Consider the following 25,901-nt stretch of genomic DNA (forward strand, 5'->3'; position numbering starts at 1 on the left):
GCCCCCAGATCAGATTAGAATTTCGCACCATTTTTAATCAGCTGACACTTTATTGAACGTCAGCATTAACCGAATCACTCTGAGGTGAGTATTACATGCCAGTAATCAAAGTACGTGAAAACGAACCGTTTGACGTAGCACTACGTCGTTTCAAGCGCTCTTGCGAAAAAGCAGGTATCCTTTCTGAAGTTCGTCGTCGTGAGCACTTCGAAAAGCCTACTACTGTACGTAAGCGTGCGAAAGCAGCGGCAGTTAAGCGTCACCTGAAGAAATTGGCTCGCGAAAACGCGCGTCGCGTTCGTCTGTACTAATCTGCTGATTAACAGAAGGAACGTGTTATGACCCTGATTGAACGTCTTAAAGACGAACAAAAAGCAGCGATGAAAGCCAAAGACAAACCTCGTCTTGGCACTATTCGCTTGGTAATGGCTGCCATCAAACAGCGTGAAGTCGATGAAAAGATCACTCTTTCCGAAGACGACGTGCTGGCAGTACTGACCAAAATGGTAAAACAGCGCCGTGATTCTGTTGCTCAATATGAAGCAGCAGGTCGCCAAGATCTTGCTGATGTCGAGCTTGCCGAAATCACAGTACTGGAAGAGTTTATGCCACAGCCGCTGAGCGACGATGAAGTCGCCGCTCTGCTGGATGAGGCAATTGCTGCGACCGGTGCTGCCAGCATGCAAGACATGGGCAAGCTAATGGGTGTGCTGAAGCCACAAGTTCAGGGTCGTGCCGATATGGGTAAAGTTAGCCAGCTGGTGAAAGCCAAGCTAGGTTAATCCCTACCCTTATTCTGCAACAAGCCGTGCTATCCGGTTCCGGACTGCGCGGCTTGTTCGTATTCAGCATCCGTCGATATTATTTCTCCGGTAACAAATCAAAATGCTATCATCACTTGGCGATAACACTTTGATTTGCTAACCCCACTCCAACGCAGGCAGGTAACACCACGCTATGGCAGGAAAAATCCCACGTACATTTATCGATGATCTGATCTCGCGCCATGACATCGTGGATATTGTGGATGCCAGGGTAAAGCTCAAGAAACAGGGCAAGAACTTTGGTGCCTGCTGCCCGTTCCACAACGAAAAAACCCCATCGTTTTCGGTCAGCCAGGAAAAACAGTTCTACCACTGTTTTGGCTGCGGTGCCCACGGCAACGTCCTCGACTTCGTGATGGAATTCGACCGGCTGGAGTTTGTCGAAGCCATCGAAGAACTGGCCTCGCAATTGGGGCTCGAAGTCCCGCGCGAACAAGGTAGCGGCGGCGGGCAGTCCGGTGCGCGCAGCAAAGAAAAGCTCGGCCTGTACGAGATGATGGGCCAGATCTCCCAGTTCTACCAGAGCCAGCTGCGTACCCAGGAAGGTCAGGTTGCCATCGACTACCTCAAAGGACGGGGGCTGTCGGGCGAGGTAGTCAAGAAATTCGGTATCGGTTTTGTGCCGGATCAGTGGGATCTGATCCGCAACCGCTTTGGTCGCGATATGCAGGCCCAGCAGGCACTGGTCAGTGCCGGTATGCTGATTGAAAACGACAACGGCAGACGCTACGACCGCTTCCGTGGCCGGGTGATGTTCCCGATCCACGACCGCCGCGGCAGGGTGATCGGCTTCGGTGGCCGGGTACTGGGTGACGGTACGCCAAAGTACCTCAACTCGCCGGAAACCCCGATTTTCCACAAGGGGCGTGAGCTCTATGGCCTGTACGAAGTCCTGCAGGCCCACCGCGAGCCGGAGAGGCTGCTGGTCGTCGAAGGCTATATGGATGTTGTCGCCCTAGCCCAGTTCGGGGTTGACTATGCCGTAGCCTCGCTGGGTACGTCTACTACCGGCGATCATATCCAGATGATGTTCCGCCAGACCGGCACCGTGGTGTGCTGCTACGACGGCGACCGGGCCGGCCGCGATGCGGCATGGCGTGCAATGGAGCAGGCCCTACCGTACCTCAACGACGGCCGCCAGCTTAAATTTATGTTCCTCCCGGACGGTGAGGATCCCGACACCTATATCCGCCAGTACGGCCAGGACGGGTTCGAGCAGCAAGTCGACCAGGCCATGACCCTGTCGGACTTCATGTTCAGCACCCTGCTGCAGCAGGTGGATACCAGCAGCAACGAAGGCAAGGCCAAGCTCAGCACCCTGGCCGTGCCGCTTATCGATAAAGTACCCGGCGGTACCCTGCGCCTCTATTTGCGCGAGATGCTTGGCAGAAAACTAGGATTGCCCAACGAAGAGCAACTGCAGCAACTAATCTCAAAGCAAGGGGCCGAGACACATAGGAAAGCCGGCCAGCCGGAAATCAAGCGTACCCCGATGCGGGAGGTTATCGCCCTGCTGATCCAGAACCCAGAATTTGTGAATAGCCTAGAATTTGATATGGCCGCATTTGAAGGGATTGAAGTCGCTGGACTAAATTTATTGATAACAATAGTTGAAAAGTGTCGGGCGAACCCCAATATTAAAACTGGACAACTCCTAGAGGGTTGGCGCGGAAGCAAAAGTGAAGGGATGCTGGCACGTCTGGCAGCCTGGGAACTCCCCCTCGCCAAAGAAGAGGACAACACTCTAGATGTTTTTCTTGACGCAATGGACAAAGTCATCGACCAGTGCGTTAAACAACAAATCGAAAAGTTGCAGGCTAAATCGAGAACCGTCGGCTTATCAGTCGAAGAGAAACGGGAATTGCAGTTGCTGATACTCAACCGTCCCGGCTAGTAAGTAGTCATCAATTAAGAAATTTGTTATAATTATTGGTTTGCATCTCTGCATACTACTATTCTCAATCAGACCCTAAGTTGGATATCGTCTATGGAGCAAAATCCGCAGTCACAGCTAAAGTTACTTGTTGCTAAAGGCAAGGAACAAGGCTATCTGACCTACGCCGAAGTAAATGACCACCTACCAGAGGACATCGTCGATTCTGATCAGGTGGAAGACATCATTCAGATGATCAATGACATGGGTATTAAGGTGGTTGAAACTGCCCCTGATGCCGATGATCTGATGATGACAGAAGACAATGCGGACGAAGACGCGATTGAAGCCGCGGCCCAGGCCCTATCAAGTGTAGAAAGCGAAATTGGCCGCACCACGGACCCAGTACGTATGTACATGCGTGAAATGGGTACCGTTGAACTACTTACCCGCGAAGGCGAGATTGATATCGCAAAACGCATTGAAGACGGTATTAACCAAGTTCAGTGCTCTGTTGCCGAATACCCTAGCGCCATCGCATATCTTCTAGAACAGTTTGACAAGGTGGAAGCCGAAGAGCTTCGCCTGACCGATATCATTTCTGGTTTTGTTGACCCGAATGAAGAAGAAACTGCGGCCCCAACAGCAACACACATCGGCTCTGAGCTTAGCGAAGCAGATCTTGAAGACGAAGACAAAGATCTGGAAGAAGACGAAGACGAAGATACCGAGAGCGAGGAAGATTCTGGTATCGACCCAGAGGTCGCACGCGAGAAGTTCAATGACTTGCGTGTAGCCTACGAGAACATGGCCCTAGCCATTGATGCTCATGGCCGTCAGGATCCGAAAACTGAGGTGGCGATTGAAGAGCTATCTGAAGTCTTCAAGCAATTCCGCCTGATCCCGAAGCAGTTCGACAAGCTGATCAGCTCCCTGCGTGAGTCGATGGACAAAGTGCGCACCAACGAGCGCCTGATCATGCGTATGTGTGTCGACAACAGCAAGATGCCGAAGAAAACGTTTGTCGGCCTGTTTGCCGGCAACGAAGCCTCTTCTGAGTGGATTGACGAGGCACTGAACTCGGGCAAGCCTTATGCTGAGCGCCTGAAAACATACGAAGAAGATCTTCGTCGTGCTACCACCAAGCTGAGTATTCTTGAGCAAGATACGGGCTTGTCTATCGAGCGTATCAAGGACATCAGCCGTCGCATGTCAATCGGTGAAGCAAAAGCGCGCCGTGCGAAGAAAGAGATGGTTGAAGCCAACTTGCGTCTGGTTATTTCGATTGCCAAGAAATACACCAACCGCGGCCTGCAGTTCTTGGATCTGATCCAGGAAGGTAACATTGGCCTGATGAAAGCGGTAGACAAGTTCGAATACCGCCGTGGTTACAAGTTCTCGACCTATGCGACATGGTGGATCCGCCAGGCGATCACGCGTTCTATCGCTGACCAGGCACGTACTATCCGTATCCCAGTTCACATGATTGAGACCATCAACAAGCTGAACCGTATCTCTCGCCAGATGCTGCAGGAAATGGGCCGTGAGCCATTGCCGGAAGAGCTGGCCGAGCGGATGCAAATGCCGGAAGACAAGATCCGCAAGGTACTGAAGATTGCCAAAGAGCCAATCTCGATGGAAACCCCTATCGGTGATGATGAAGATTCGCACCTGGGTGATTTCATCGAAGATACCACGCTTCAGCTACCGATGGATGCAGCCACCGCCACTAACCTGCGGATGGCAACCAACGAAGTACTGGCAGGGCTAACGCCACGTGAGGCGAAGGTACTGCGTATGCGTTTCGGTATCGACATGAACACTGACCATACCCTTGAGGAAGTGGGCAAGCAGTTCGACGTTACCCGTGAGCGTATCCGTCAGATCGAAGCGAAGGCGCTACGTAAGCTTCGCCACCCAAGCCGCTCAGACGTGCTCCGCAGCTTCCTGGATGAATAATCACCCAACCTGACACTGCTTATATAAACGGGCCCAACGGCCCGTTTTTTATTTCTTTCCATAAACCATCAAGCACTTAACTCCCGCGCTATCGACCTTCGGCACTTGCCGTTAACTGCCTAAAAAGCAAGCAAAACAACCAGTTTATTCGCTAGACAAGCTGACAGCCTTCCCATATAATTTCCCCCATTCGGCCCCTTAGCTCAGTGGTTAGAGCAGGCGACTCATAATCGCTTGGTCCCCAGTTCAAGTCTGGGAGGGGCCACCAAATATAGAAAGGCCTGAGCGGTTAGTAACCACTCAGGCCTTTTGCTATTTGGATCCGATTCAGCCAGCACGCTGTTAGGATCATGCCGTTACTCCCTTCCGCCTTGCTGCAACCTTAACCTATTAACAAGTTTATGATTTATTTTTCTCTCCTAAATAAATCATCAATTGATAATAAACAAAAAAAATCTGTGAAATATGTAGATAATCTCACCCTCTCTTTGAGCAAGCGTTAAAAATTTGCGCACTATCACAAGGTGATTAAAGAGATTGACTATGTTAGTATACGACCCTTGTTTGGCCTGCCGATTTATGTAAGGCAGACATACAAGCGTCATGGGACTACAGTATAATCATGACACCTTGCCAATGACCCTCCCGGTTAACGGCAGCTTTGGCTCACAAGAGATGCCTTACAAAAGCAAACCGACTGCTTTTGTAAGGCAATATTTTTGAAAAAATTTGTATTATCACTGGTGATAACTGGACGGAAGTTACATTTTTTTGATGTCCGCCACATTTTGTAGGCGTATTTCAACATCAATGGCACTGCGTTTTCAGGTATAACTCTGTGAATCAAATTTCCCTTGGGTAAAAGTTCGTCCGGAGACCATTCTCAATGAAAAAGACCAAGATCGTATGTACGATTGGACCTAAAACTGAATCTGTAGAAATGCTTACTAAGCTAGCAAATGCTGGCATGAACGTAATGCGCCTAAACTTCTCACACGGTGACTTCGCTGAGCACGGCCAGCGTATCCAGAACCTACGTGACGTTATGGCTGAAACGGGTAAGCAGCTTGCGATTCTTCTAGACACTAAAGGTCCAGAAATTCGTACTATCAAGCTTGAAGGCGGTCAAGACTTTTCTCTTGTTGCTGGTCAGGAGTTCACGTTCACAACTGACACTTCTGTAATCGGTAACCAAGACCGCGTGGCGGTAACTTACCCTGGCTTCGCTAAAGACCTGGCTAAAGGCAACACTATCCTTGTTGACGACGGCCTGATCGAAATGGAAGTTCTAGAAACCACTGACACTGAAGTTAAGTGTAAAGTTCTTAACAACGGTGACCTAGGCGAAAACAAAGGTGTTAACCTGCCTGGCGTTTCTGTACAGCTTCCTGCACTGTCTGAAAAAGACAAAGCTGACCTAGTATTCGGTTGTGAGCAAGGCGTTGACTTCGTTGCCGCTTCTTTCATCCGTAAAGCGTCTGACGTTAAAGAAATCCGTGAGCTACTAGTAGCTAACGGCGGCGAAAACATCCAGATCATCTCTAAGATCGAGAACCAGGAAGGCGTTGACAACTTCGACGAAATCCTAGAAGCCTCTGACGGTATCATGGTTGCTCGTGGTGACCTTGGTGTTGAGATCCCAGTTGAAGAAGTTATCTTCGCTCAGAAGATGATGATCGAGAAGTGTAACCGTGCACGTAAAGTGGTTATTACTGCAACTCAGATGCTTGACTCTATGATCAAGAACCCACGTCCAACTCGCGCAGAAGCGGGTGACGTTGCGAACGCAATCATGGACGGCACTGATGCTGTAATGCTTTCTGGTGAGTCTGCGAAAGGTAAGTACCCAATCGAAGCGGTAACTATCATGGCTCAGATCTGTGCGCGCACTGACGCTGCCCTAAAAGCAGAGCTAGGTTCTCGCCTAGACAGCCCACGCCTTCGCATCACTGAAGCAGTATGTAAAGGTGCGGTAGACACGTCTGAGAAACTAAACGCACCACTTATCGTTGTCGCAACTGAAGCTGGTAAGTCTGCACGTTCTGTACGTAAGTACTTCCCAACGGCTAACATCCTAGCTGTTACGACTAACACTAAGACTGCAGCTCAGCTGGCTCTGACTAAAGGTGTTACTCCAGTGGTTGTTGACTCAATCGACAACACTGATGCGTTCTACGGTCGCGGTAAAGAGCTTGCACTAGAAACTGGCCTAGGTGCGAAAGGCGATATCGTTGTTATGGTATCGGGCGCGCTAGTTCCTTCTGGTACAACAAACACAGCTTCTGTACACGTACTGTAAGTGCTACCACGCTGATTATTAGAAACGGGAGCTTCGGCTCCCGTTTTTTTATCCCCCACCGCTCTCCGGGCCGGCAGCCCAAATGATCTGTGATGACCTCTCACAATAATGAAACTTAGCAATCGCACTCCATTTTTTTCCTCGATATACTTCACCATGCAGTATTCCCCCAGAGCATAGCCTCATGGACCTAACATCACGGGTAACACTGTCCATTTTGAGCTGAAACCACACAAGAGGAAGACCGTGTCCAGCCCTACCCTTGCCGATAAAGTCATGGAAATGATCCGCCAAGATATCTTGTCAGGTGAACTGTCCCCCGGCCAAAAACTGGTTGTCGCTGATCTGAAGCAGCAATATCAAGTAGGAGCCTCACCGATCCGCGAGGCCTTGGTCCAACTGGCTTGGCGTAAGTATGTGCACTTTGCCCCGCAAAAAGGATGCTGGGTCGCCAGTGTCTCTGCGGCTGAACTGGAAGATCTGTTCGATACCAGCCAGGAGCTATCCAACATCCTGCTACAACGCGCGATACAGCATGGCGATGAGGCCTGGGAGATCAATATCCTCACCAGCTTCCACAAACTAAGCCGGCTAAACCCAGCCGAAGCAACAACAGACTTTTCCGAGTGGGAGCAAAGACACAGCGACTTTCACCACGCCCTGCTGGCTGGCAGCCAATCACCGACCATGCTGGCCCTATACCGCCAGGTCTACGAGCAAATCGAGCGCTACCGCCACCTTTGGGTAAGCCGCCACCGCCGGTATGAGGAGCGCTATCACGACAACGGTGAGCATGAGGCGATGATGAAAGCGGTATTGGACCGCAATACCGAACAGGCACTCGTAATCATGGCTACGCATTCAGAACGGGCCATGGAGATGATTAAAGGTGATCTCGAGTAACCTACCAGAAAATTTCCTTGTGGTGGGTATTGAGCAGCAATACCGCCAACAGGAAGTACAAGGCACTGACATTGAAGCCGAGTAAAAAAAGGCTGAGTACTGTCAACCTTGCCAGAAACTTATGATTCATCGATTCCCCCTAGTGCCATACAACCCAGTTGGCACCTAGCCTTATTAGACTTTAGTCTAATAAGGCTAGACTTTCAGGGTGACCATAAGACAACACCCGGTGAAAACACCGGGTGTATTAGTCATGATACAGTTTACGGAAGGGCTAAGCCTTGAGCGCCCGCTCCCCCCGGGCTATACCGACCACACCACTGCGCGCGACTTCAATAATTTCCGTTGCCTCACCGACAGCCGATATAAAGGCATCCAGCTTCTCGCTCGCCCCGGCCAACTGAACAGTGTAGATCTGGCTGGTCACATCGACGATCTGCCCGCGGAATATATCAGCGGTACGCTTGACCTCCGCGCGGGCAAAACCACTGGCCTTGACCTTGACCAGCATCAGCTCACGCTCGATATGCTCGCTCTCGGTGACATTGCTGACCTTGAGAATATCAATCAGCTTATGCAGTTGCTTTTCGATTTGCTCCAGCGCGGCATCATCCTCAACATTGGTTGTGATGTTCAATCGAGATAGCGTTGAATCATCCGTCGGCGCTACCGTCAGCGACTCAATGTTATAGCCCCGCTGCGAAAACAATCCGACAACCCGTGACAATGCGCCCGGTTCATTTTCAAGAAGTACTGATACAATCCTGCGCATAATTAAGTTCTCTCCGTTTTACTCAGCCACATTTCGCTCATCGACCCGCCACGGATCAACATTGGGTAGACATGCTCGGTCTCGTCGACACTGATATCGATAAACACCAGGCGATCTTTCAGTGCCAGCGCCTTCTCCAGCTCTTCTTCCAGTTTGTTGGGATCGGAAATCCGTACCCCGACATGACCATAAGCCTCGGCAATAGCGGCGAAGTCAGGCACCGAATCCATGTAGGAGTGGGAGTGGCGGCCCTGATAAATCATATCCTGCCATTGCTTGACCATGCCCAGGAAACGGTTGTTGAGGTTGATGATCTTGACCGGAATATCATACTGCAACGCAGTAGAGAGCTCCTGGATGTTCATCTGGATACTGCCATCACCGGTCACACAGACCACTTCGGCATCCGGCAGGGCGAACTTCACCCCCATTGCGGCAGGCAAGCCAAAACCCATGGTGCCAAGGCCGCCGGAGTTGATCCAGCGTCGCGGCTTGTCAAACGGGTAATACAGAGCAGCAAACATCTGGTGCTGACCCACATCCGAGGCAACATAGGCATCGCCATCAGTCAGCCGGTGAAGCACCTCAATCACCTCCTGCGGCTTGATGCGCTCGTTATCCTTGCTGTAGTTCAGGCACTGGCGACCACGCCAAGATTCGATTTCACTCCACCATTCATCGATAGCGGCATCATCGTTTTGGCTGTTTTGCTCATCCAGCATCTTGAGCATGCAGTTCAGCACCGTATCCGCCGAGCCGACAATCGGAATATCGGCCGCGATAGTCTTTGAGATGGATGACGGATCGACATCGATGTGCATGATAGTGGCGTTGGGGCAGTACTTCTCGACATTGTTAGTAGTGCGGTCGTCAAAACGGACGCCGACACCAAAGATCAGATCCGAGTTGTGCATTGCCATATTGGCTTCGTAGGTACCGTGCATGCCCAGCATCCCCAGGTTGTTCTTGTGCGAGCCCGGGAAAGCGCCCAGCCCCATCAGCGTATTCACAACGGGAATATTCAAGCTTTCGGCCAGCTTGAGCAACTGCGGGCTGCAGTCGGCCATGATGGCCCCACCACCGACATACAACACCGGCTTCTTGGCGGCTAGCAAGGCTTTGAGGCCGCGCTTGATCTGGCCCTTGTGGCCCTGAGTGGTCGGGTTGTAAGAACGCATCGTAATCGACTCAGGATACTTGTACGGAAAGCTCTCAGCCGGATTGAGCATATCTTTGGGAATATCAATAACCACAGGGCCAGGACGGCCGCTAGAGGCAATGTAGAAGGCTTTTTTGATGATCGCTGGGATATCTTCCGGCTTTTTCACCAAGAAGCTGTGCTTGACCACAGGGCGGGAGATCCCCACCATGTCACACTCCTGGAAGGCATCGTTACCGATAAGGTTACTCATGACCTGGCCGGAGAGTACGACCATAGGAATGGAGTCCATATAAGCGGTGGCAATACCGGTAATGGCATTGGTCGCCCCCGGGCCAGACGTTACCAGCACCACGCCGACCTCACCAGTGGCACGGGCATAGCCATCGGCCATGTGCACTGCCGCTTGCTCGTGGCGGACCAGTACGTGTTCGATATCGCTTTTCTCATGCAGCGCATCGTAGATATCAAGTACTGAACCACCAGGGTATCCGAAGATATGTTTCACGCCTTGATCGATCATCGAACGAACGATCATATCGGCGCCGGACAACATTTCCATATTTCTGCCTCCAGGTCGCGTATACCACCCTGCATAGCTAATTCATTCCTAGGCTCTCGGCTAGCGGCCTGATCCCGTCTGTTCGGTTGGAGGAGCAAACAGACAGGGCATCAGCACGGGTTGCGCTAGCCTGCTACCGGAAATACCGCAGCCTCGAGTTGCACGGCTGCCTCAATTAGCTATACAGGCTGATATAACATAGTTAGGGCTTATTTTTAGCCTAATAAAATGAAATCAAGTGATGTTTTCATGCTATGTGTTCTGCTCTGTGTCGTAACACGAGCAGCAATCCGCAACAACTGTAACGTTTTTTTAGCAAACAAGTCTATTGCTCGAAGCCAGTTAACACGTTTCCTCTAAAATGAGTAAATATTCGTCAGGATAATAGCTAACCAATAGAGCCAGATTGAGATAATGCCCCACCAACCCTCACCATGGCAGCATGTTTGACTGCTCAAACCAGCAAGAATATCCCCCTTTACGCCACAGCACGGGATTTCGGGCATCCCACTCCTCGCGCCCACCTTTCAACAGGCAATAAAAAAGGAGAGCCGGAGCTCTCCTTTACAGGGATGAGATGCAATTACTTGCTCGCCGCTTTGTGGCTTTCCTCGTACATGCGCTCAATTTGCTGGTGGTAACGATCCTGGATAACCTTGCGACGCAGTTTCTGGGTCGGTGTCAGCTCGCCTTTATCCATCGAGAACGCGCTCGGCAGCAGGGTAAACTTCTTCACCTGCTCAAAACGTGCCAAGTCTTTCTGCAACTCTACCACGCGCTTTTCGATCAACTCTATGATCTGGTTGTGCTTGATCAGCTCCATCCGATCCTGGTACTTGATATTGAGCTCACGGGCATGCTCTTCCAGGGTTTCGAAACATGGCACAATCAAGGCCGATACAAACTTACGGGTATCGGCTATCACTGCGATTTGCTCGATGAAATGATCTTTACCAATCGTACCTTCGATCACCTGCGGGGCAATGTACTTACCGCCAGAAGTCTTCATCAGCTCCTTGATACGATCGGTGATGAACAAGTTGCCATCGGCATCGATATGGCCGGCATCACCAGTCTTCAAGAAACCATCGTCGGTGAAGTTCTTAGCGGTTTCTTCCGGCATGTTGTAGTAACCGCGCATGACCATCGGACCACGCACCAAGATTTCGTTGTTTTCGCCAATCTTGACTTCGGCACCCGGCATCGGCATACCAATCGAGTCCGGGTTAAAGCATTTGTCATCCCAACACGATACGGTCGCCGTGGTTTCCGTCATGCCGTAACCCAGCTTGACGTTGATACCAATGGCGTGGAAGAAGCGGCCGATACTCTCATCGAGCTTGGCACCACCGCACGGCATAAACTTGATGTTACCGCCCAGGATGGCACGTAGCTTGGACAGCACGAGCTTATCAGCTAGCGCATGGCTCTTCTTCAGCAGCCATGACGGTTCACGGCACTCCTGGCGAGCGAGAGCCATACGGGCGCCCATGTTTACCGCCCAAGTGAAGATCACCTTGCGCTGGAAAGGGGCACGGGCCACTTTGTCGTGGACGGTTGAATAAATCTTCTCGTAGACCCTTGGTACTGCCGCCATGACATTCGGCTTCACTTCGGCCAAGGCTTCTTTTAGCAGGTTGGTATCGGCGAGGTAGCAGTTCACCCCTCCGCGATGCAGGACATAGAAGGTCCACGCACGCTCAAAAACATGCGACAGTGGAAGGAAACACAGCGACACATCGCCTTCTTCCAAAGCCAGCGTCTGGTCGTGGCCCTCGATCTGGGAGGCTATGTTGGCGTAGTCTAGCATGACACCTTTTGGCGTCCCGGTGGTGCCCGAGGTGTAAATCAGCGTCAGCAGATCGTCCATGGCCGCTTCGTCGAGGCGTTGGGCCAGGGTTTCATTGGCTGCTGAGTCGGCAGCCGCCACAAAATCGTCAAAGCGGATCACCAGCGGGTGCTCGGTCAGGCTTTCCACTTCTCCCATCACCACGATATGCTCCAGCTCCGGGCAATCGCCCGCTACGGAAACTGCGGCATCGAGCTGAGCCTGCTCTCCGACAAACAGAATACGGATCCCGGCATCATTGATGATGTATGCGGCCTGCTGCGGCGTGTTGGTAGGGTAAATAGGGACAGTTACGGCTCGGTTGTAGAGGGTTGCAAAGTCAGCCACTGTCCATCGTGGCATGTTGTTGGAGAAAATACCGACCTTGTCTTGGACATTCAGACCATGCCCAACCATGGCCAGCGCCAGCTGTTGGATCTGCTCGCCAAACTCGCTCCAGCGGATATCCTGCCATTGACCTGCCACTTGGTGGCGTAATGCAACCTGATCACCTAAACGCTCAACTTGAGAACGAATACGGTTGACGATATGAAATTCACGTTTAGCCATAACTACTCTGCCATTCGGGCTTACACCTGTAAGCCTATTCCGCTGGGGAGTCTACCCGTGACGCAGGGAAAAAGGCAACTCCGTGAGCTCACAAAATCCCTATTTCTCTGGTACGACCAGAATTGAAAAGCCAGATATTACAAAGGCTCTACCTTTCCCTAATAGCATGGCTACAAAGTGTAAGGAAATACGTCTAACTATCCGCCTACTTACAGTATAACGGTACGCTCGGGCTTGCTGCGAAACAGAGAAGCCAGCAAGTGCTGGCTTCTTTTCGCAAAGGCAAGGACGAGCGGTTTAGATCGAGCTGTCACCACATACCGACAGCAACTGATCGCGCATCCAGATATGGCCTTTGTCCTTTTGTGATGATTCATGCCAGCTGAGATACCCAGCAATCTTGTGTGATTCCACCGGCAACGGCAAAACCTTCAGCTGCTGGCTGGCGGCGGTGACGTTGGCCAGCCAACGTGGTACCACGGCAATCAGCTCAGACTGGCTGACAACATACATTATGTTGCTCAGGCTCGCGCCCTGGTAGGCTTCCTGATAGCTGGTATGGCTGTGATAAATGTGGTCGGCAAACATCTTCACCCCCGGGATCGACTTCATGACCGCATGTTGCTCCTGGGCAAACTCAGCCTCAGTGAGCGTCTCGCCAATACGCGGGTGATTACCGGCGGCGACCACGACCAGCTCATCGGTGAACAACTCGGTGCTGCAGAAGCCCGGCTCATCGAAGCGCGCATAGTCAATGACAAAATCAATGTCCTGGTAGCGCATCTTCTGTGGCAGCTCGGCATCTAACTCGGCTTCCACCTGTACCCTGACATAGGGGGCCTGCTCGGCCACGTTGCTTAGGATCCGGGGCGCAAAACGCATATCCGACGGGCTGCAAACCGCCAATTTGAAGGTGCGGGTCGAGGTGTCTGGTGAAAAAATGGAAGACGGCAGTTCATTCTTCACCAACTGCAACGCTTGGCGCAATGGGCCAAAGAGCTGCTTGGCACGCTGGGTAGGCTGGATTCCGCGACCATGGCGGATAAACAATTCATCGTTGAACATCACCTTCAGGCGGGCCACGGCATTGCTGACTGCCGGCTGGGACATCCCCAGATTATGTGCCGCCCGGGTGATATTTTGCTCTTGCATCACCGCATCGAACACCGTCAACAAATTGAGATCAACGCTGCGTAAATTGGATTCCATTTTGTATCCATCAACAGGATGAATTGGTGAATTTTTGCGTGCCATTATTTGCCTCTATAGATTACCGTTATGGGGCAAAATCCGTTATGCCACCGGTGAATAACTGGGCATTCCAATGCCTCTGAAAACTGACTCCCTCTCTCGGGGAGATGCCAGTATGTTTCAAATAGATTGACGAAATAAATAGGCGGGTATCAGCAAATTGATGCATTGATATATAAAAAGCTCAATTCAGAATACAAATACTTATATATCAATGGTTTATAGCAACCATAAAAAAACCTAAAATATCTATAATTAAAATAAAGCTTCAATTATAAGCAAAATTAAAGAGTTAGAAGAGACAAAAAAAGGCCTTAGGCGGCCTTTTCTCCAAGAGTCAATACAGCAAGGTTATAACGTCGTTATCACGGAATGCTGACGGCGGGGGCTGTGCTGACCATTCCATTCGACCATCGCCTCTTGGACCACCTCCGGGTACTCGACCCTCTCCCACAGCTGCTGCCATAATTCACCGCAGTTATACCAGTTTCCCGATAACACCCAGCGTGCAATGCCCATCCCCACATCCGGTACGATCACCGGTCCGGCTGAACCACTGTCCAACCAATTTCTGACCGCCGCCGGATCCAAATAGCTCATCGAACTGGCCAGCCCCATCATCTCCAGGGTCATCACATTGCTGATCTGCTCATACTGGCCATGTAACGGCTTGAGTAGCAGCTTCTTGCCCAAACTCATCGCCTCAGAGGGTAATTCGAAACCGCCATTGGCAATCACCCCACAGCAGCGTTGCAGCCGGTAATGAAAACCTTCCCGGCACAGTTTGCGAATACTGACATTGCCATAATCCCGATCTTCCTCGGCTTCGGGGTGGTAGCAATAAAAATGGACCTGAGTGAAGCGGGTCAACAACTCAAGTACAGCTTGCAAATTTTCGAAAGGCAGGTAAACCAGCACTGACTGATCATTGTCCATCCCGACCTCAGACATAGGTACAATCGGCGGCAGGATCATCTGGTTGAAGTGAAACCAATGCACGCCCAGCGACTGGGATGCCGGCGCAAAACCACGGAGCACCATCCCATCAAGCCAGGTCCGTCCCAGGGTCGGGATATCGTACAGAAAAGCATTTTGATGACTAAGACCGATAGTGTGTACTTTCTGCCTCTTTGCCGCCCAAGCCGACACCGGCTCGAAGTCATTGATCACAACATCATAGCCGGACACATCGAGGGTGCGGACATCACGCAGGAAAGTGGCGATGTGGTTGCGGGCCAAGGTTTTCCAGCGGTTCACTTCACCATTTTCCGTCACGAAAGTCAGCCCGCGTCGAACCTGGTACGGGCCAAAACAGTCCATGTCGAAATAACGGTTGTCCGGACGGCCTGAAAACAAAAAGTCTACCTCGGCTCCGAGTGCCGCAAACGCCCTGGCCATTTCTCGAGCTCGGGAAATATGGCCATTGCCCGTTCCCTGGACACCATAAAGGATCTTCATCGTTGGCTACTCCCTACACACTCACCAACTGGAAGCACAGTATACCCAGCAGCGCCCCGGCTATGACATCGGTAATGTAGTGCACCCCGAGCAGGACCCGGGAAAAGCCGATCGCTACCGCCCACGGCCAGATAAACCACGAGGTGTCCGGATAGAAGGCCGTGACAAGCGAGGCCATGACAAACGCTGCCGAGGTATGGCCCGATGGCAGGCTGTACCTGTCCGACGGCGTGACAAAAGTGGGCAATGCCACCGGGCGACGCCGCTTCAAACTGTTTTTGAGGATCAAGTAAACGGGCAGCTCCAAGGCAAACGCCAACACGCCAGTTTTCACCACATCGGCTCCCTGACGGGGGTCCGCGACCCACACCAAAGCCGCAAACATCACATACAAGTGACCATCCCCCGTATGGGATACCGCGCGGCTCAAGCGAGCCACTTTCAGGTTAAAGCGGTGGCAAAGACAAAGCGCCGAAAAGGCATAATCCATTCGCTGTAACGGTGTCAGTAAGGTCATTCCCCGATCCTTCTCTGGATTAGATTCAATATCAGGTTAGAAGGGGGATATGACAGCGCAGTGACGCTTTAAAGGAGGGATAATGACAATCCTTCCGCACAGAGCAGCGGCGCTCGGCGGAAGGATTGTCCGGCATTCACGCCGATACCAAACTTTCGTGGCGATGGACCAGCTTGAAGTCAGAGAGGATCACATACGCCGCCGGTATCATGAACAGCACCAACAAAGTCGATGTGAAAATACCAAACACAATCGAAATCACCAGCGGCTTTATCACCTGGGCCTGTAGGCTGGTCTCCAGCATCAGCGGCAACAAGCCGGCCGCCGTGGTCAGCGAGGTGAGGAATACCGCCCTAAAACGCTCGCGGCTTGCCTGGACCACGGCTTTCTCGATATCGTCGCCATCGTCGAGATGGTGGCGGATGTACTGCACCAGCAAGATAGAGTCATTGACCACCACCCCGGCCAGTGACACGAACCCCATCATACTCGGCATACTCAACGGGTGACCCAGCAGCAGGTGGCCCCAGAATACCCCGATCAGTGCCAGGGGGATCGCCAGTAGCACCACAAACGGCTCGAGATAGCTGCGGAACTGGAAGCTGAGGATCACAAACACGCCGAAGATCCCCAGCACAAACCCTGTCGCCATCGACTGGCCGGTTTCCGCGGTGTCCTTGGCCGCACCTTCGAAGTCAAACCGGAGTCCTGGGTAATCTTGCTGCAGTTTCGGCATCAGTTTGGCCCTGAACTGACCCAGCACCTCACCGGAGCTGATCACACTCTCTTGCAGATCGCCGTAGACACTGAGGGTGCGAAGTCCGTTAATGCGCTGGATACGGACATAGTTACGCTGGTGCTCGAGGATCGCCACCGAGGCCAATGGGATCTGGCTACCGTCGGATAATATGATCGGGAAGCTCGATAAGTTTTGCAGATCCGCCGCCCGCTCCTTGTTGAACATCACTTCGATTTCGATATTCTCAGGTCCGATCTGGATTTCATCGGCAGTCTGGCCAAAATAGGCAGCCCGGAGCTGGGAAGCAATCATCTGGCCGTCGACACCGAAAGCCTCTGCCCCTGGGCGTAAGCGTATCAGCACTTCCGGCTTACCCATCCGCATATCATCCAGTACTCCCGATACACCAGCAAACTCATTGAAGAACTGTTGGGTTTCGACAGAAGCAGCCTTGAGCATCGCCAAATCATCGTGCTGCATCCGTACCTCAATGGCACGCCCACCAGGCCCCATCATTGGCTGTTTGTAAACCAAAGCCACCGGCGCTGCCAGTTCGCCAACATCTTCCCGCCAGGCATCGATGAACTCATCAATCAAACTATTGCGGATCTCGGCACTGAGCAGATCAAGCCGGACAGTTGCCACATGCGGTCCATTCTCGTCGGCATCGGCGTTGAAGTTAAACTGCTCGGTGATGTTGCTCACCAGCGAGACTCCGCCTTCGTTGCGCTCACTCCACTGCTCATTGAGACGTTTGGCTGAAGCCACAATGACATCAACCACCGCCTCGGTCTGGCTGAGTGTCGAGCCCGGTGGCAGGATGATCCTCGCTTCGGCAATATCACCATCGAGCTCAGGGAAACCGACGAACTTCAAACCGCCGCCCGCCAACAAGGCAAAGGAGGCAAACAGCAGGCCAATCACCCCGCCGACAAACAGGTAACGCCACTGCACCACGAGGGTTACCATCTTGACCAAGTACTCATTACGAAACCGCTCAAAGCGGGCCAGGAAACTCTGCTTCCAGCGCGGCGGCCGCCGCTCCTGCTTCTGGCGATGCAGTGAATGGCTGAGGTGGCTCGGCAAAATCAAGAAGGCTTCAACCAAGCTGATCGACAACACCAAGATCAGTACCTGCGGCACCACCCGCAATACCGCCCCCATTTCCCCTTCCAGGAAAATCAGGCTACCGAAAATACAGATGGTGGTGAGAAACGACGACACCACCCCCGGCAGCACTTTCTTGACCCCGTTGTACACCGCATCCTGGATCTTCTGGCCGCGATCAAGATGGGAGGCGATGGACTCAGATATCACGATCGCATCATCCATCATGATCCCGATGGCCATCAGCAAGCCCACCAGAGACATGATGTTGATCGACAGGGAAAAGGTCGCCATCAGGTACATGCTGCCGAGAAAAGCGACCGGCAGGCCTGCCGCGATCCAGAACGAATAACGGAACGAGAAGAACAGCCACATCACAGCAAAGACCAAGACGACCCCCTGCCAGCCATTTTTGACCATCATGGTCAGACGATCCCACAGCAGCGATGACAGATCATTGGTCAGGGTCAAGGTGACCCCCGTCGGCGCCCGCAGATTTTCAGCCTCGACAAACGCTTCAACCCGCTCTTTGATCCGCAGCGCATCATCGGCCTTGTTCTTGCTGACTCGCAGCATGGCCGACGGTACGCCATCAAACAGCACCTTCTGTTCATCAAGGGCAAAACGGTCGGTGATGGTCGCGACATCCCCCAGCCGCAGCACCGCCCCCTGCGCATCGGCCCCGACCACCGTGCGGGCAATGGTCTCCGGAGTGATTTTCTGCTCGTCAAAGCGGATCAGCAGGTTACGGTCTGCCAACTCAATATTGCCGCTTGGCAGCTTGATATTCTGACGGCTCAGCTTGCTGGCGATATCACTCACACTCAAGCCAAGCTGACGGATCGCCACCTCATCGAGCTCCACCCTGAGCTGGTGATCGGAAAAGCCACTGACTTCGACCAGCGAGACGCCGTAGTCAAGCTTGAGGGTCCGCTTGAGCTGCTCGGCATAGGCTTTGAGGTGCGGCAGGCTGGTATCGGCTTTGATCGCAACATCGACCACCGGCTCATTCCAGTCCAGTTCGCGGACAATCGGCGATTCAATTTCGGACGGAAAATCATTGATCGCATTGATTTGAGTCTGGACATCCACCAGCATCCGCGAGACCACCTCGCTATTGGTCAGCTTGAGGATCAACGACGCCGAGCCTTCTACCGCTTCACATCGGGTCTCGACAATATTGGCCAGCCCGTCGACGGCATCTTCCATCCGCATACAAATGCTCTCTTCCACTTCCTGTGGCGAAGCACCGGGGTACACCACCGAGGCAATGATGTAGGGCGGAGAAAACTCCGGAAAGGTTTCACGCTTAATTTTCGGCAGCGACACCAGACCGAGGATAATCAGTGCCAGCATCATCAAGTTGGCAGCCGTCGGATGGCGGGAGAAATAACGGATCATGATGCCGGCTCCTCCCCATGCCCTTGATGCTGAGCCTCTGCTACCGGCTTGCCATTGACCGTCACGACTTTCAGCGCCATGCCAGCCACAGCAGGCAGCAGATCATTGACCACCAATTGGGTGCCTGACGCCAGTTCGCCACTGATCGCCACTTGGCCACTGCGGCGAAACAGCACGGTCACCGGCTGTATTTTCAAATTGCTGCCACCATCGACCAAATAGACTTTGTCACCATGCAGGGCTCGCTCCGGGATCACCCAGTGCGGGTTGGGCTGACCTGACAGTCGCGCTTCGACAAACATGCCATTGACCAAAGGCGGAGCGGTTTCCGGTGACAGCTGGCTGTAGTCCTGATCCACCTCGAGGATCACCCCGACGGTAGCCTGGTTGGCATTGACCGTGTCGCTGATGCGGGTCACTTTGGCTGGCCATTGCTGGATGAAGCTGCCGCTTGAGAGCTGGATGCGGGCACTGAGATCAAGCTGATCGGCGCGCGGCTTACCATCGGCATGGGCGGTATACTGGGTCAGGCTCGCAGCCAGGACCTGCATGTCATGCAGGGCAATCTGGGCATCAATTTCCACCGTGTCGATACCGTGGGCCACCACCATCACCTGCTGGGTATTGACCACCTGATCCTGTTCGATATCCACACTAGATATCCGGGCATCAACCGGCAGGGAGATCACGGTTTTTTCCAGTGCTCGTTGCGCCTCGCTGACCCGCGACAAGTTCACTTCCAGCTGAGCCTGGGTCACCTTGCGCTCGTTGGGCAGCACAATGAGCTGGTTTTCAATTTCCTGGACCACTTTCTGACTGGCCAACGTATTCTGCTGCTCGAGATCCACCGTCGACTGTGAGGTCAGCCCCTTGGTACGCAGCTCCTGCTTACGCGCCAGCTCTTTCTTGCTGATTGCCAATCGGTTTTTTTCAATCTTGAGGGTCGTTTTGAGGTTCTGCTCTTCCTGGGCCAGCTTGGCCAGTTGTGCCTGGCTGGCACTAACATCCGCTTCGGCCTGCGCCAAGCGCAGTTCATAATCCAACGGGTCTATTTTGAGCAAGACCGTTCCGGCATCAAGCACCCGTCCCTTGTTCAAGTCAGGGTGGCGATATACCACCTTGCCCGAGACTTCAGCGATGGCCTGCCATTCAACCTTGGGCGCCACCCGGCCAAAACCGGCCGCCTCGGGGGCAAGCAATTGCTGCTCGAGATTGATCACGTCCACCACCCGGGCCCGCTCCAGCGTCGGTTTCACCTCTGGTGACGGACGTAGATTGATGGCCATTACCAATATCACCACGCCGATCAGTACAGCAGGAAACAAGAGCAATTTTCGATTTTTCAGCATGATTTATTCTCTTCCTTCGGCATCGTCAGGCCACGCACAAGCAGGTTGACATTATGCTCAGCCAGTTCGGCCAGGTACGTTTCGTCCATCTCAATGTTTTGTAATGTCAGCAAAGAAGGTGGAATGAGAAAGGGGAATACCATCAAACTGATAAAACTCATTCTCGCCTTGTCCGGGCAGACGTCCCCCCTTAACACACCCTGCTTTTGCAGTTGCAGAAACATGACTTCAATTGCTGGACGCGCCACCTCGTTGAAGATCTTTTCCATCGTCTGGCGCTGGAGATCTGCTGGCTCCATCATCATGGCTCGCGCGATCAACTTAGGCATATCCGGGTTTGGCGCCATGATACGGTAATAGGTACGCATCAAATCACCGATCGAGGCAAAGTCCCCCTTGTTCAAGGTTACTTTCAACTGCGCATGGATAGGGGTGATCGTTTCTCTCAACATGGCTTCGTACAAGCCAGCCTTGTTGGCAAAGTAATAGCGGATCAACGCCACGTTCACATCAGCACGGCTCGCAATCATCCGTGTCGACACCTTGCTGTAAGGCAAACTGACAAACAGTTTCCTCGCCTCGACAATCAACCGCTCCCTGGCATCGGAATCCCCGACGGGACGCCCCGTTTTACCCACCATGATGCCTCCGTAAGACCGTTGTTCTTGCGCACATTTTGCTTCCATGTCGTTCAATTAATCAGTTGATTAATTTTAAGCTTTGCCCATCAGACTAACAGGGCATTAATTCCCCACAATTTAATCAATTGATTAATTTTAATATTAAGAGAGATTTTCTCTCTTTGATGTGACACCAACAAAGAAATAACATTCGCGTCGGTCCGTTGCTGCGGCCAGTCCAAACCATTCCGTCTCGGCCACCGTGAATACAACTGGTCTGATTTGTCATCATAGCCACGAAATATCAACTCAATAACCATAAAATGAAAATAAACATGCAATTTGGGGTTGACGGTCCACCTGTCTATTTGGTATTCATTTGTTAACCAAGTTTGTGGATATATTTCAATTATGAAAACACGTTTCTCATCTCTTCTCCTAAGCCTCCTCCTTATCGTGACAAGATCGCGCGGGTAGCTTATGGGTGGGAAACACCACTAAGAATTCAAAAAACCCGCGCACACTGCGCGGGTTTTTTCTTATACAGGCCAGCGCAAGCGGATGCGGACCACGCCGATACCGGCAGCCAATGAAAGGAAGTTGCAATGAAAGATCAGGTTATCATTTTCGATACCACGTTACGGGACGGTGAACAGGCGCTATCAGCCAGCCTGACGGTGAAAGAAAAACTGCAGATCGCTTATGCCCTTGAACGCCTCGGGGTTGATGTTATCGAAGCTGGCTTCCCTGTGTCCTCCCCGGGCGACTTCGAATCAGTCCAGACCATTGCCAAACACATCAAGAACAGTCGGGTCTGTGCCCTGTCCCGCGCTGTCGCCAAAGACATCGATGTGGCTGCCGAGTCATTGAAAGTGGCCGAGGCATTCCGGATCCACACGTTCATCTCCACCTCGACGGTCCACGTCCAGGACAAACTGCGCCGCAGCTATGATGACGTGATTGAGATGGGTGTTGCTGCCGTCAAGCGTGCCCGCAACTATACCGACGATGTCGAGTTCTCGTGCGAGGATGCTGGCCGTACCCCGATCGACAACCTATGCCGCATGGTAGAAGCCGCAATCAATGCCGGTGCCAGTACCATCAATATTCCAGACACGGTTGGCTATACCTTGCCAAGCGAGTTCGGCGGTATCATCTCCCAGCTGTTCGACCGGGTGCCCAATATCGACAAGGCAATTATCTCGGTGCACTGCCACGACGACCTTGGCATGTCCGTGGCCAATTCGATGGCGGCCGTCCAGGCCGGAGCCCGCCAGGTCGAAGGGACCATCAACGGTATCGGCGAACGCGCCGGTAACTGTTCGCTGGAAGAGATCGCCATGATCATCAAGACCCGCGCCGAGTTGCTGGGGGTCCACACCAATATCAAGCACGACGAAATCCACCGTACCAGCAAGATGGTCAGCCAGCTGTGCAACATGCCGGTACAGGCCAACAAGGCGATCGTCGGTGCCAACGCCTTCAGCCACTCTTCGGGCATCCACCAAGATGGCATGCTGAAGAACAAGAATACGTACGAGATCATGACCCCGGAGTCGATTGGTCTTAAGAACCAAGCCCTGAACCTGACATCGCGCTCGGGCCGTGCGGCAGTGAAGAGCCACATGGATGCGCTGGGCTACACCGAAAACGAATACGATCTAGATACCCTATACGCCGACTTCCTGAAGCTGGCCGACCGCAAGGGCCAAGTCTTCGACTACGATCTGGAAGCGCTGATGCATTTTGCCAACCTGCGTGAAGAAGACGACTTCTTCAAGCTGAATTACCTGAGCGTCCAGTCGGGCAGCGTGATGGCAACCACCAGCATCAAGCTGCAGTGCGGCGACGAGGAAAAATGCGAAGCCGCGGTCGGCAACGGCCCGGTTGATGCGCTATACCAGTGTATCTACCGCCTGACCGGCTACGACATCGTATTGGATAAATTTGACCTCACCGCCAAAGGCGAGGGGGAGGATGGCCTGGGCCAAGCCGACATCATCGCCAACTACAAAGGCCGCAAGTACCACGGTACCGGCTTGGCGACCGACATTGTCGAAGCATCAGGGCAAGCACTACTTCACGTGATCAACAGCATTCATCGCGCCGATAAGATTGCAGAAATTAAACAGAAATCCCAAATGGAGACAGTATAACCATGGCAGGTACATATAAGATTGCCGTTCTACCGGGTGACGGTATTGGCCCAGAAGTCATGCAGCAGGCCCACAAAGTGCTGGACGCTGTGCAGGAAAAGTTCGGCTTCACCCTAGCGTGCAGCGAATTTGATGTCGGCGGTATTGCCATCGACAACCATGGTTGCCCGCTACCGGAAGCAACACTGAAAGGCTGCGAAGACTCCGATGCGATCCTGTTTGGCTCGGTAGGCGGCCCGAAGTGGGAGCACCTTGCACCTAACGATCAGCCAGAGCGCGGTGCCCTGCTTCCGCTGCGCAAGCACTTCCAGCTGTTCTGTAACCTGCGCCCGGCGCAGATCCACAGTGGCCTGGAGGCGTTCTCGCCATTACGTGCCGATATCTCCGAGCGTGGCTTCGATATCGTCGTAGTCCGCGAGCTAACCGGCGGTATCTACTTCGGCCAGCCGAAAGGCCGCGAGGGGGAAGGGCCTCAAGAGAAAGCGTACGACACCGAAATTTACCACCGCTTTGAAATCGAGCGTATTGCCCGTATCGCGTTCGAGTCAGCGATGCTGCGTAACAAAAACGTCTACTCCATCGATAAAGCCAATGTCCTGCAGAGCTCTATCCTATGGCGTGAAGTGGTTGAGGAAGTGGCCAAAGACTACCCGGAAGTCGCCCTGAACCACATGTACATCGACAACGCGACCATGCAGCTGATCAAGGATCCCTCGCAATTCGACGTAATGCTGTGCTCGAACATCTTCGGCGACATCATCTCGGACGAATGCGCGATGATCACCGGTTCGATGGGGATGCTGCCTTCTGCCAGCCTGAACCAGGACAAGTTCGGCATGTACGAACCAGCTGGCGGCTCGGCACCAGATATCGCCGGCAAAAACATTGCCAATCCAGTCGCACAAATCCTGTCTGCCGCCCTGATGCTGCGCTACAGCCTGGGCGAAGAGCAGGCGGCACGCGCTATCGAACAAGCGGTATCGCAAGCACTGGAAGCCGGTGAACTCACCGCAGACCTAGCGGGCAACGGCCCGGCACTGAGCACCAGCGAAATGGGCGACAAGATCGCCCAGTACGTCCGCCAAGCCTAATCGCAGCAAGGAGCAAACGAGCAATGTCTACGACCAAAGCGCCTCAGACGCTATACGAAAAAATCTACGATGCCCACGTTGCGGTTGCCGCCGAAGGCGAGAACCCGATCCTATACATCGACCGCCATTTGGTGCACGAGGTAACTTCACCGCAAGCCTTCGACGGCTTGCGTGAAAAAGGCCGCAAGGTACGCCAGGTGGGCAAAACCTTCGCCACCATGGACCACAACGTCTCAACCCAGACCAAGGACATCAAGGCATCAGGCGAAATGGCCAGGATCCAGATGGAAACCCTGGCCAAGAACTGTGAAGAGTTCGGCGTCACCCTTTATGACCTAAACCACAAATACCAAGGCATCGTCCATGTCATGGGCCCCGAGCTGGGCATCACCCTGCCGGGCATGACGATTGTCTGTGGTGACTCGCACACCGCGACCCACGGTGCGTTCGGCTCACTGGCCTTTGGTATCGGTACCTCGGAAGTCGAGCATGTACTGGCGACCCAGACCCTCAAGCAAGCGCGCGCCAAAACGATGAAAATCGAAGTCAAAGGCAAGGTCGCTGAAGGCATTACCGCCAAAGACATCGTATTGGCAATCATCGGCAAGACCACGGCAGCCGGCGGTACCGGCCACGTGGTGGAGTTCTGCGGCGAAGCCATTACCGATCTGACCATGGAAGGCCGTATGACGGTCTGCAACATGGCTATCGAGCTAGGCGCCAAAGCCGGCCTTATCGCCCCAGACCAAACCACTTTCGATTACATCAAAGATCGCAAGTTCTCACCGGCGGGTGACGATCTAGAAGCAGCTATCGAATACTGGAAGACCCTGAAAACTGACGACGATGCCCAGTTCGACACCGTGGTTACCCTAGAGGCCAAAGACATCAAGCCGCAGGTCACCTGGGGCACTAACCCAGGCCAGGTAATTGCCGTGGACCAACCTATCCCTGCACCAACTGACTTTGCCGATCCGGTCGAGCAAGCATCTGCAGAGAAAGCATTGGCTTACATGGGCTTGGAAGCCGGCAAGAAGCTGTCTGACTTTGCTATCGACAAAGTATTCATCGGCTCTTGTACCAACTCGCGTATCGAGGACATGCGTGCCGCCGCGGCAATTGCCAAAGGCCGCAAAGTCGCCGCCAACGTACAGGCATTGGTCGTTCCTGGCTCGGAGCAGGTGAAAGCCCAGGCTGAAAAGGAAGGCCTGGACAAGATCTTCATCGAAGCCGGTTTTGAATGGCGCCTGCCGGGTTGTTCAATGTGCCTAGCCATGAACAACGACCGCCTAGGCCCGGGCGAGCGCTGCGCCTCAACCAGTAACCGTAACTTCGAGGGCCGCCAGGGCCGTGATGGTCGTACCCACCTGGTGAGTCCCGCCATGGCGGCAGCGGCGGCGTGTGCCGGCCACTTTGTGGATATCCGCGAACTAGAAAACGTTGCAGAAACGGCTTAAGAGAAG

19 protein-coding genes and 1 tRNA gene are annotated in these 25,901 nt (G+C 53.1%); 10 read left to right on the forward strand and 10 right to left on the reverse strand.

Annotation, left to right across the window (positions count from 1 at the left end; translation table 11 throughout):
- The first annotated feature begins 95 nt into the window (after nt 1-95).
- The 7 genes from rpsU (at nt 96) to PTW35_RS15600 (ending at nt 7,858) form a co-directional block, all read left to right on the forward strand.
- Nucleotides 96-311 (forward strand): 30S ribosomal protein S21, encoded by a 216-nt coding sequence (rpsU, locus tag PTW35_RS15570; RefSeq protein ID WP_005301411.1) that lies wholly within the window; start codon nt 96-98, stop codon nt 309-311.
- A gap of 27 nt (nt 312-338) precedes the next feature.
- Entirely contained in the window at nt 339-782 is a 444-nt protein-coding gene (locus tag PTW35_RS15575; protein ID WP_281025762.1) for a GatB/YqeY domain-containing protein, read from the forward strand.
- 175 nt (nt 783-957) lie between these two features.
- The gene (dnaG, locus tag PTW35_RS15580) at nt 958-2,718 is read left to right on the forward strand and encodes a DNA primase (protein ID WP_281025763.1); all 1,761 of its coding nucleotides are present in this window, start codon (nt 958-960) and stop codon (nt 2,716-2,718) included.
- A gap of 93 nt (nt 2,719-2,811) precedes the next feature.
- Complete coding sequence (gene rpoD / locus PTW35_RS15585; protein WP_281025764.1) at nt 2,812-4,656, forward strand: RNA polymerase sigma factor RpoD; 1,845 nt, start codon at nt 2,812-2,814, stop codon at nt 4,654-4,656.
- Between the two features lie 192 nt (nt 4,657-4,848).
- Nucleotides 4,849-4,924 (forward strand) — tRNA-Ile (locus PTW35_RS15590).
- A gap of 618 nt (nt 4,925-5,542) precedes the next feature.
- Nucleotides 5,543-6,955 (forward strand): pyruvate kinase PykF, encoded by a 1,413-nt coding sequence (gene pykF / locus PTW35_RS15595; protein ID WP_281025765.1) that lies wholly within the window; start codon nt 5,543-5,545, stop codon nt 6,953-6,955.
- 276 nt (nt 6,956-7,231) lie between these two features.
- On the forward strand, nt 7,232-7,858 hold the full coding sequence (locus tag PTW35_RS15600; RefSeq protein WP_281027530.1) for a GntR family transcriptional regulator: 627 nt from the start codon (nt 7,232-7,234) through the stop codon (nt 7,856-7,858).
- Between the two features lies 1 nt (nt 7,859).
- On the opposite strand, the gene PTW35_RS15605 is transcribed toward PTW35_RS15600, so the two are convergent.
- The 10 genes from PTW35_RS15605 to PTW35_RS15650 all read right to left on the reverse strand — a co-directional run bounded on the left by PTW35_RS15605 (nt 7,860) and on the right by PTW35_RS15650 (nt 21,215).
- Complete coding sequence (locus PTW35_RS15605) at nt 7,860-7,988, reverse strand: hypothetical protein (protein ID WP_281025766.1); 129 nt, start codon at nt 7,986-7,988, stop codon at nt 7,860-7,862.
- Between the two features lie 144 nt (nt 7,989-8,132).
- Nucleotides 8,133-8,630 carry an acetolactate synthase small subunit gene (ilvN, locus tag PTW35_RS15610; RefSeq protein WP_281025767.1) on the reverse strand — a complete coding sequence of 166 codons (498 nt, stop codon included), beginning with the start codon at nt 8,628-8,630 and terminating at the stop codon, nt 8,133-8,135.
- Between the two features lie 2 nt (nt 8,631-8,632).
- Nucleotides 8,633-10,351, reverse strand: coding sequence for an acetolactate synthase 3 large subunit (locus PTW35_RS15615; RefSeq protein ID WP_281025768.1), 1,719 nt, complete (start codon nt 10,349-10,351; stop codon nt 8,633-8,635).
- Nucleotides 10,352-10,934: 583 nt separating this feature from the next.
- Complete coding sequence (locus PTW35_RS15620) at nt 10,935-12,749, reverse strand: long-chain fatty acid--CoA ligase (RefSeq protein ID WP_281025769.1); 1,815 nt, start codon at nt 12,747-12,749, stop codon at nt 10,935-10,937.
- Nucleotides 12,750-13,046: 297 nt separating this feature from the next.
- Nucleotides 13,047-14,003, reverse strand: coding sequence for a transcriptional regulator LeuO (gene leuO, locus PTW35_RS15625; protein WP_281025770.1), 957 nt, complete (start codon nt 14,001-14,003; stop codon nt 13,047-13,049).
- A 348-nt stretch (nt 14,004-14,351) separates the two neighbouring features.
- Nucleotides 14,352-15,458 (reverse strand): MJ1255/VC2487 family glycosyltransferase, encoded by a 1,107-nt coding sequence (locus tag PTW35_RS15630; protein WP_281025771.1) that lies wholly within the window; start codon nt 15,456-15,458, stop codon nt 14,352-14,354.
- A gap of 13 nt (nt 15,459-15,471) precedes the next feature.
- Nucleotides 15,472-15,975, reverse strand: a complete 504-nt coding sequence (locus tag PTW35_RS15635; protein ID WP_281025772.1) for a phosphatase PAP2 family protein — start codon at nt 15,973-15,975, stop codon at nt 15,472-15,474.
- Between the two features lie 136 nt (nt 15,976-16,111).
- Nucleotides 16,112-19,222, reverse strand: a complete 3,111-nt coding sequence (locus PTW35_RS15640) for an efflux RND transporter permease subunit (RefSeq protein ID WP_281025773.1) — start codon at nt 19,220-19,222, stop codon at nt 16,112-16,114.
- Nucleotides 19,219-20,571, reverse strand: a complete 1,353-nt coding sequence (locus PTW35_RS15645) for an HlyD family secretion protein (RefSeq protein ID WP_281025774.1) — start codon at nt 20,569-20,571, stop codon at nt 19,219-19,221. The genes PTW35_RS15640 and PTW35_RS15645 overlap by 4 nt, the downstream gene beginning before the upstream one ends.
- Nucleotides 20,565-21,215, reverse strand: coding sequence for a TetR/AcrR family transcriptional regulator (locus PTW35_RS15650; protein WP_281027531.1), 651 nt, complete (start codon nt 21,213-21,215; stop codon nt 20,565-20,567). The genes PTW35_RS15645 and PTW35_RS15650 overlap by 7 nt, the downstream gene beginning before the upstream one ends.
- 581 nt (nt 21,216-21,796) lie before the next feature.
- Between PTW35_RS15650 and leuA the strand changes: the two genes are divergently transcribed.
- The 3 genes from leuA to leuC are packed head-to-tail and all read left to right on the forward strand — an operon-like array spanning nt 21,797 to nt 25,895.
- Nucleotides 21,797-23,347 (forward strand): 2-isopropylmalate synthase, encoded by a 1,551-nt coding sequence (gene leuA, locus PTW35_RS15655; RefSeq protein ID WP_281025775.1) that lies wholly within the window; start codon nt 21,797-21,799, stop codon nt 23,345-23,347.
- Between the two features lie 2 nt (nt 23,348-23,349).
- Nucleotides 23,350-24,438 carry a 3-isopropylmalate dehydrogenase gene (gene leuB, locus PTW35_RS15660; RefSeq protein WP_281025776.1) on the forward strand — a complete coding sequence of 363 codons (1,089 nt, stop codon included), beginning with the start codon at nt 23,350-23,352 and terminating at the stop codon, nt 24,436-24,438.
- Between the two features lie 23 nt (nt 24,439-24,461).
- The gene (leuC, locus tag PTW35_RS15665; protein WP_281025777.1) at nt 24,462-25,895 is read left to right on the forward strand and encodes a 3-isopropylmalate dehydratase large subunit; all 1,434 of its coding nucleotides are present in this window, start codon (nt 24,462-24,464) and stop codon (nt 25,893-25,895) included.
- Nucleotides 25,896-25,901: the final 6 nt, after the last annotated feature.

The organism is Photobacterium sp. DA100, assembly GCF_029223585.1.
Lineage (GTDB): Bacteria > Pseudomonadota > Gammaproteobacteria > Enterobacterales > Vibrionaceae > Photobacterium.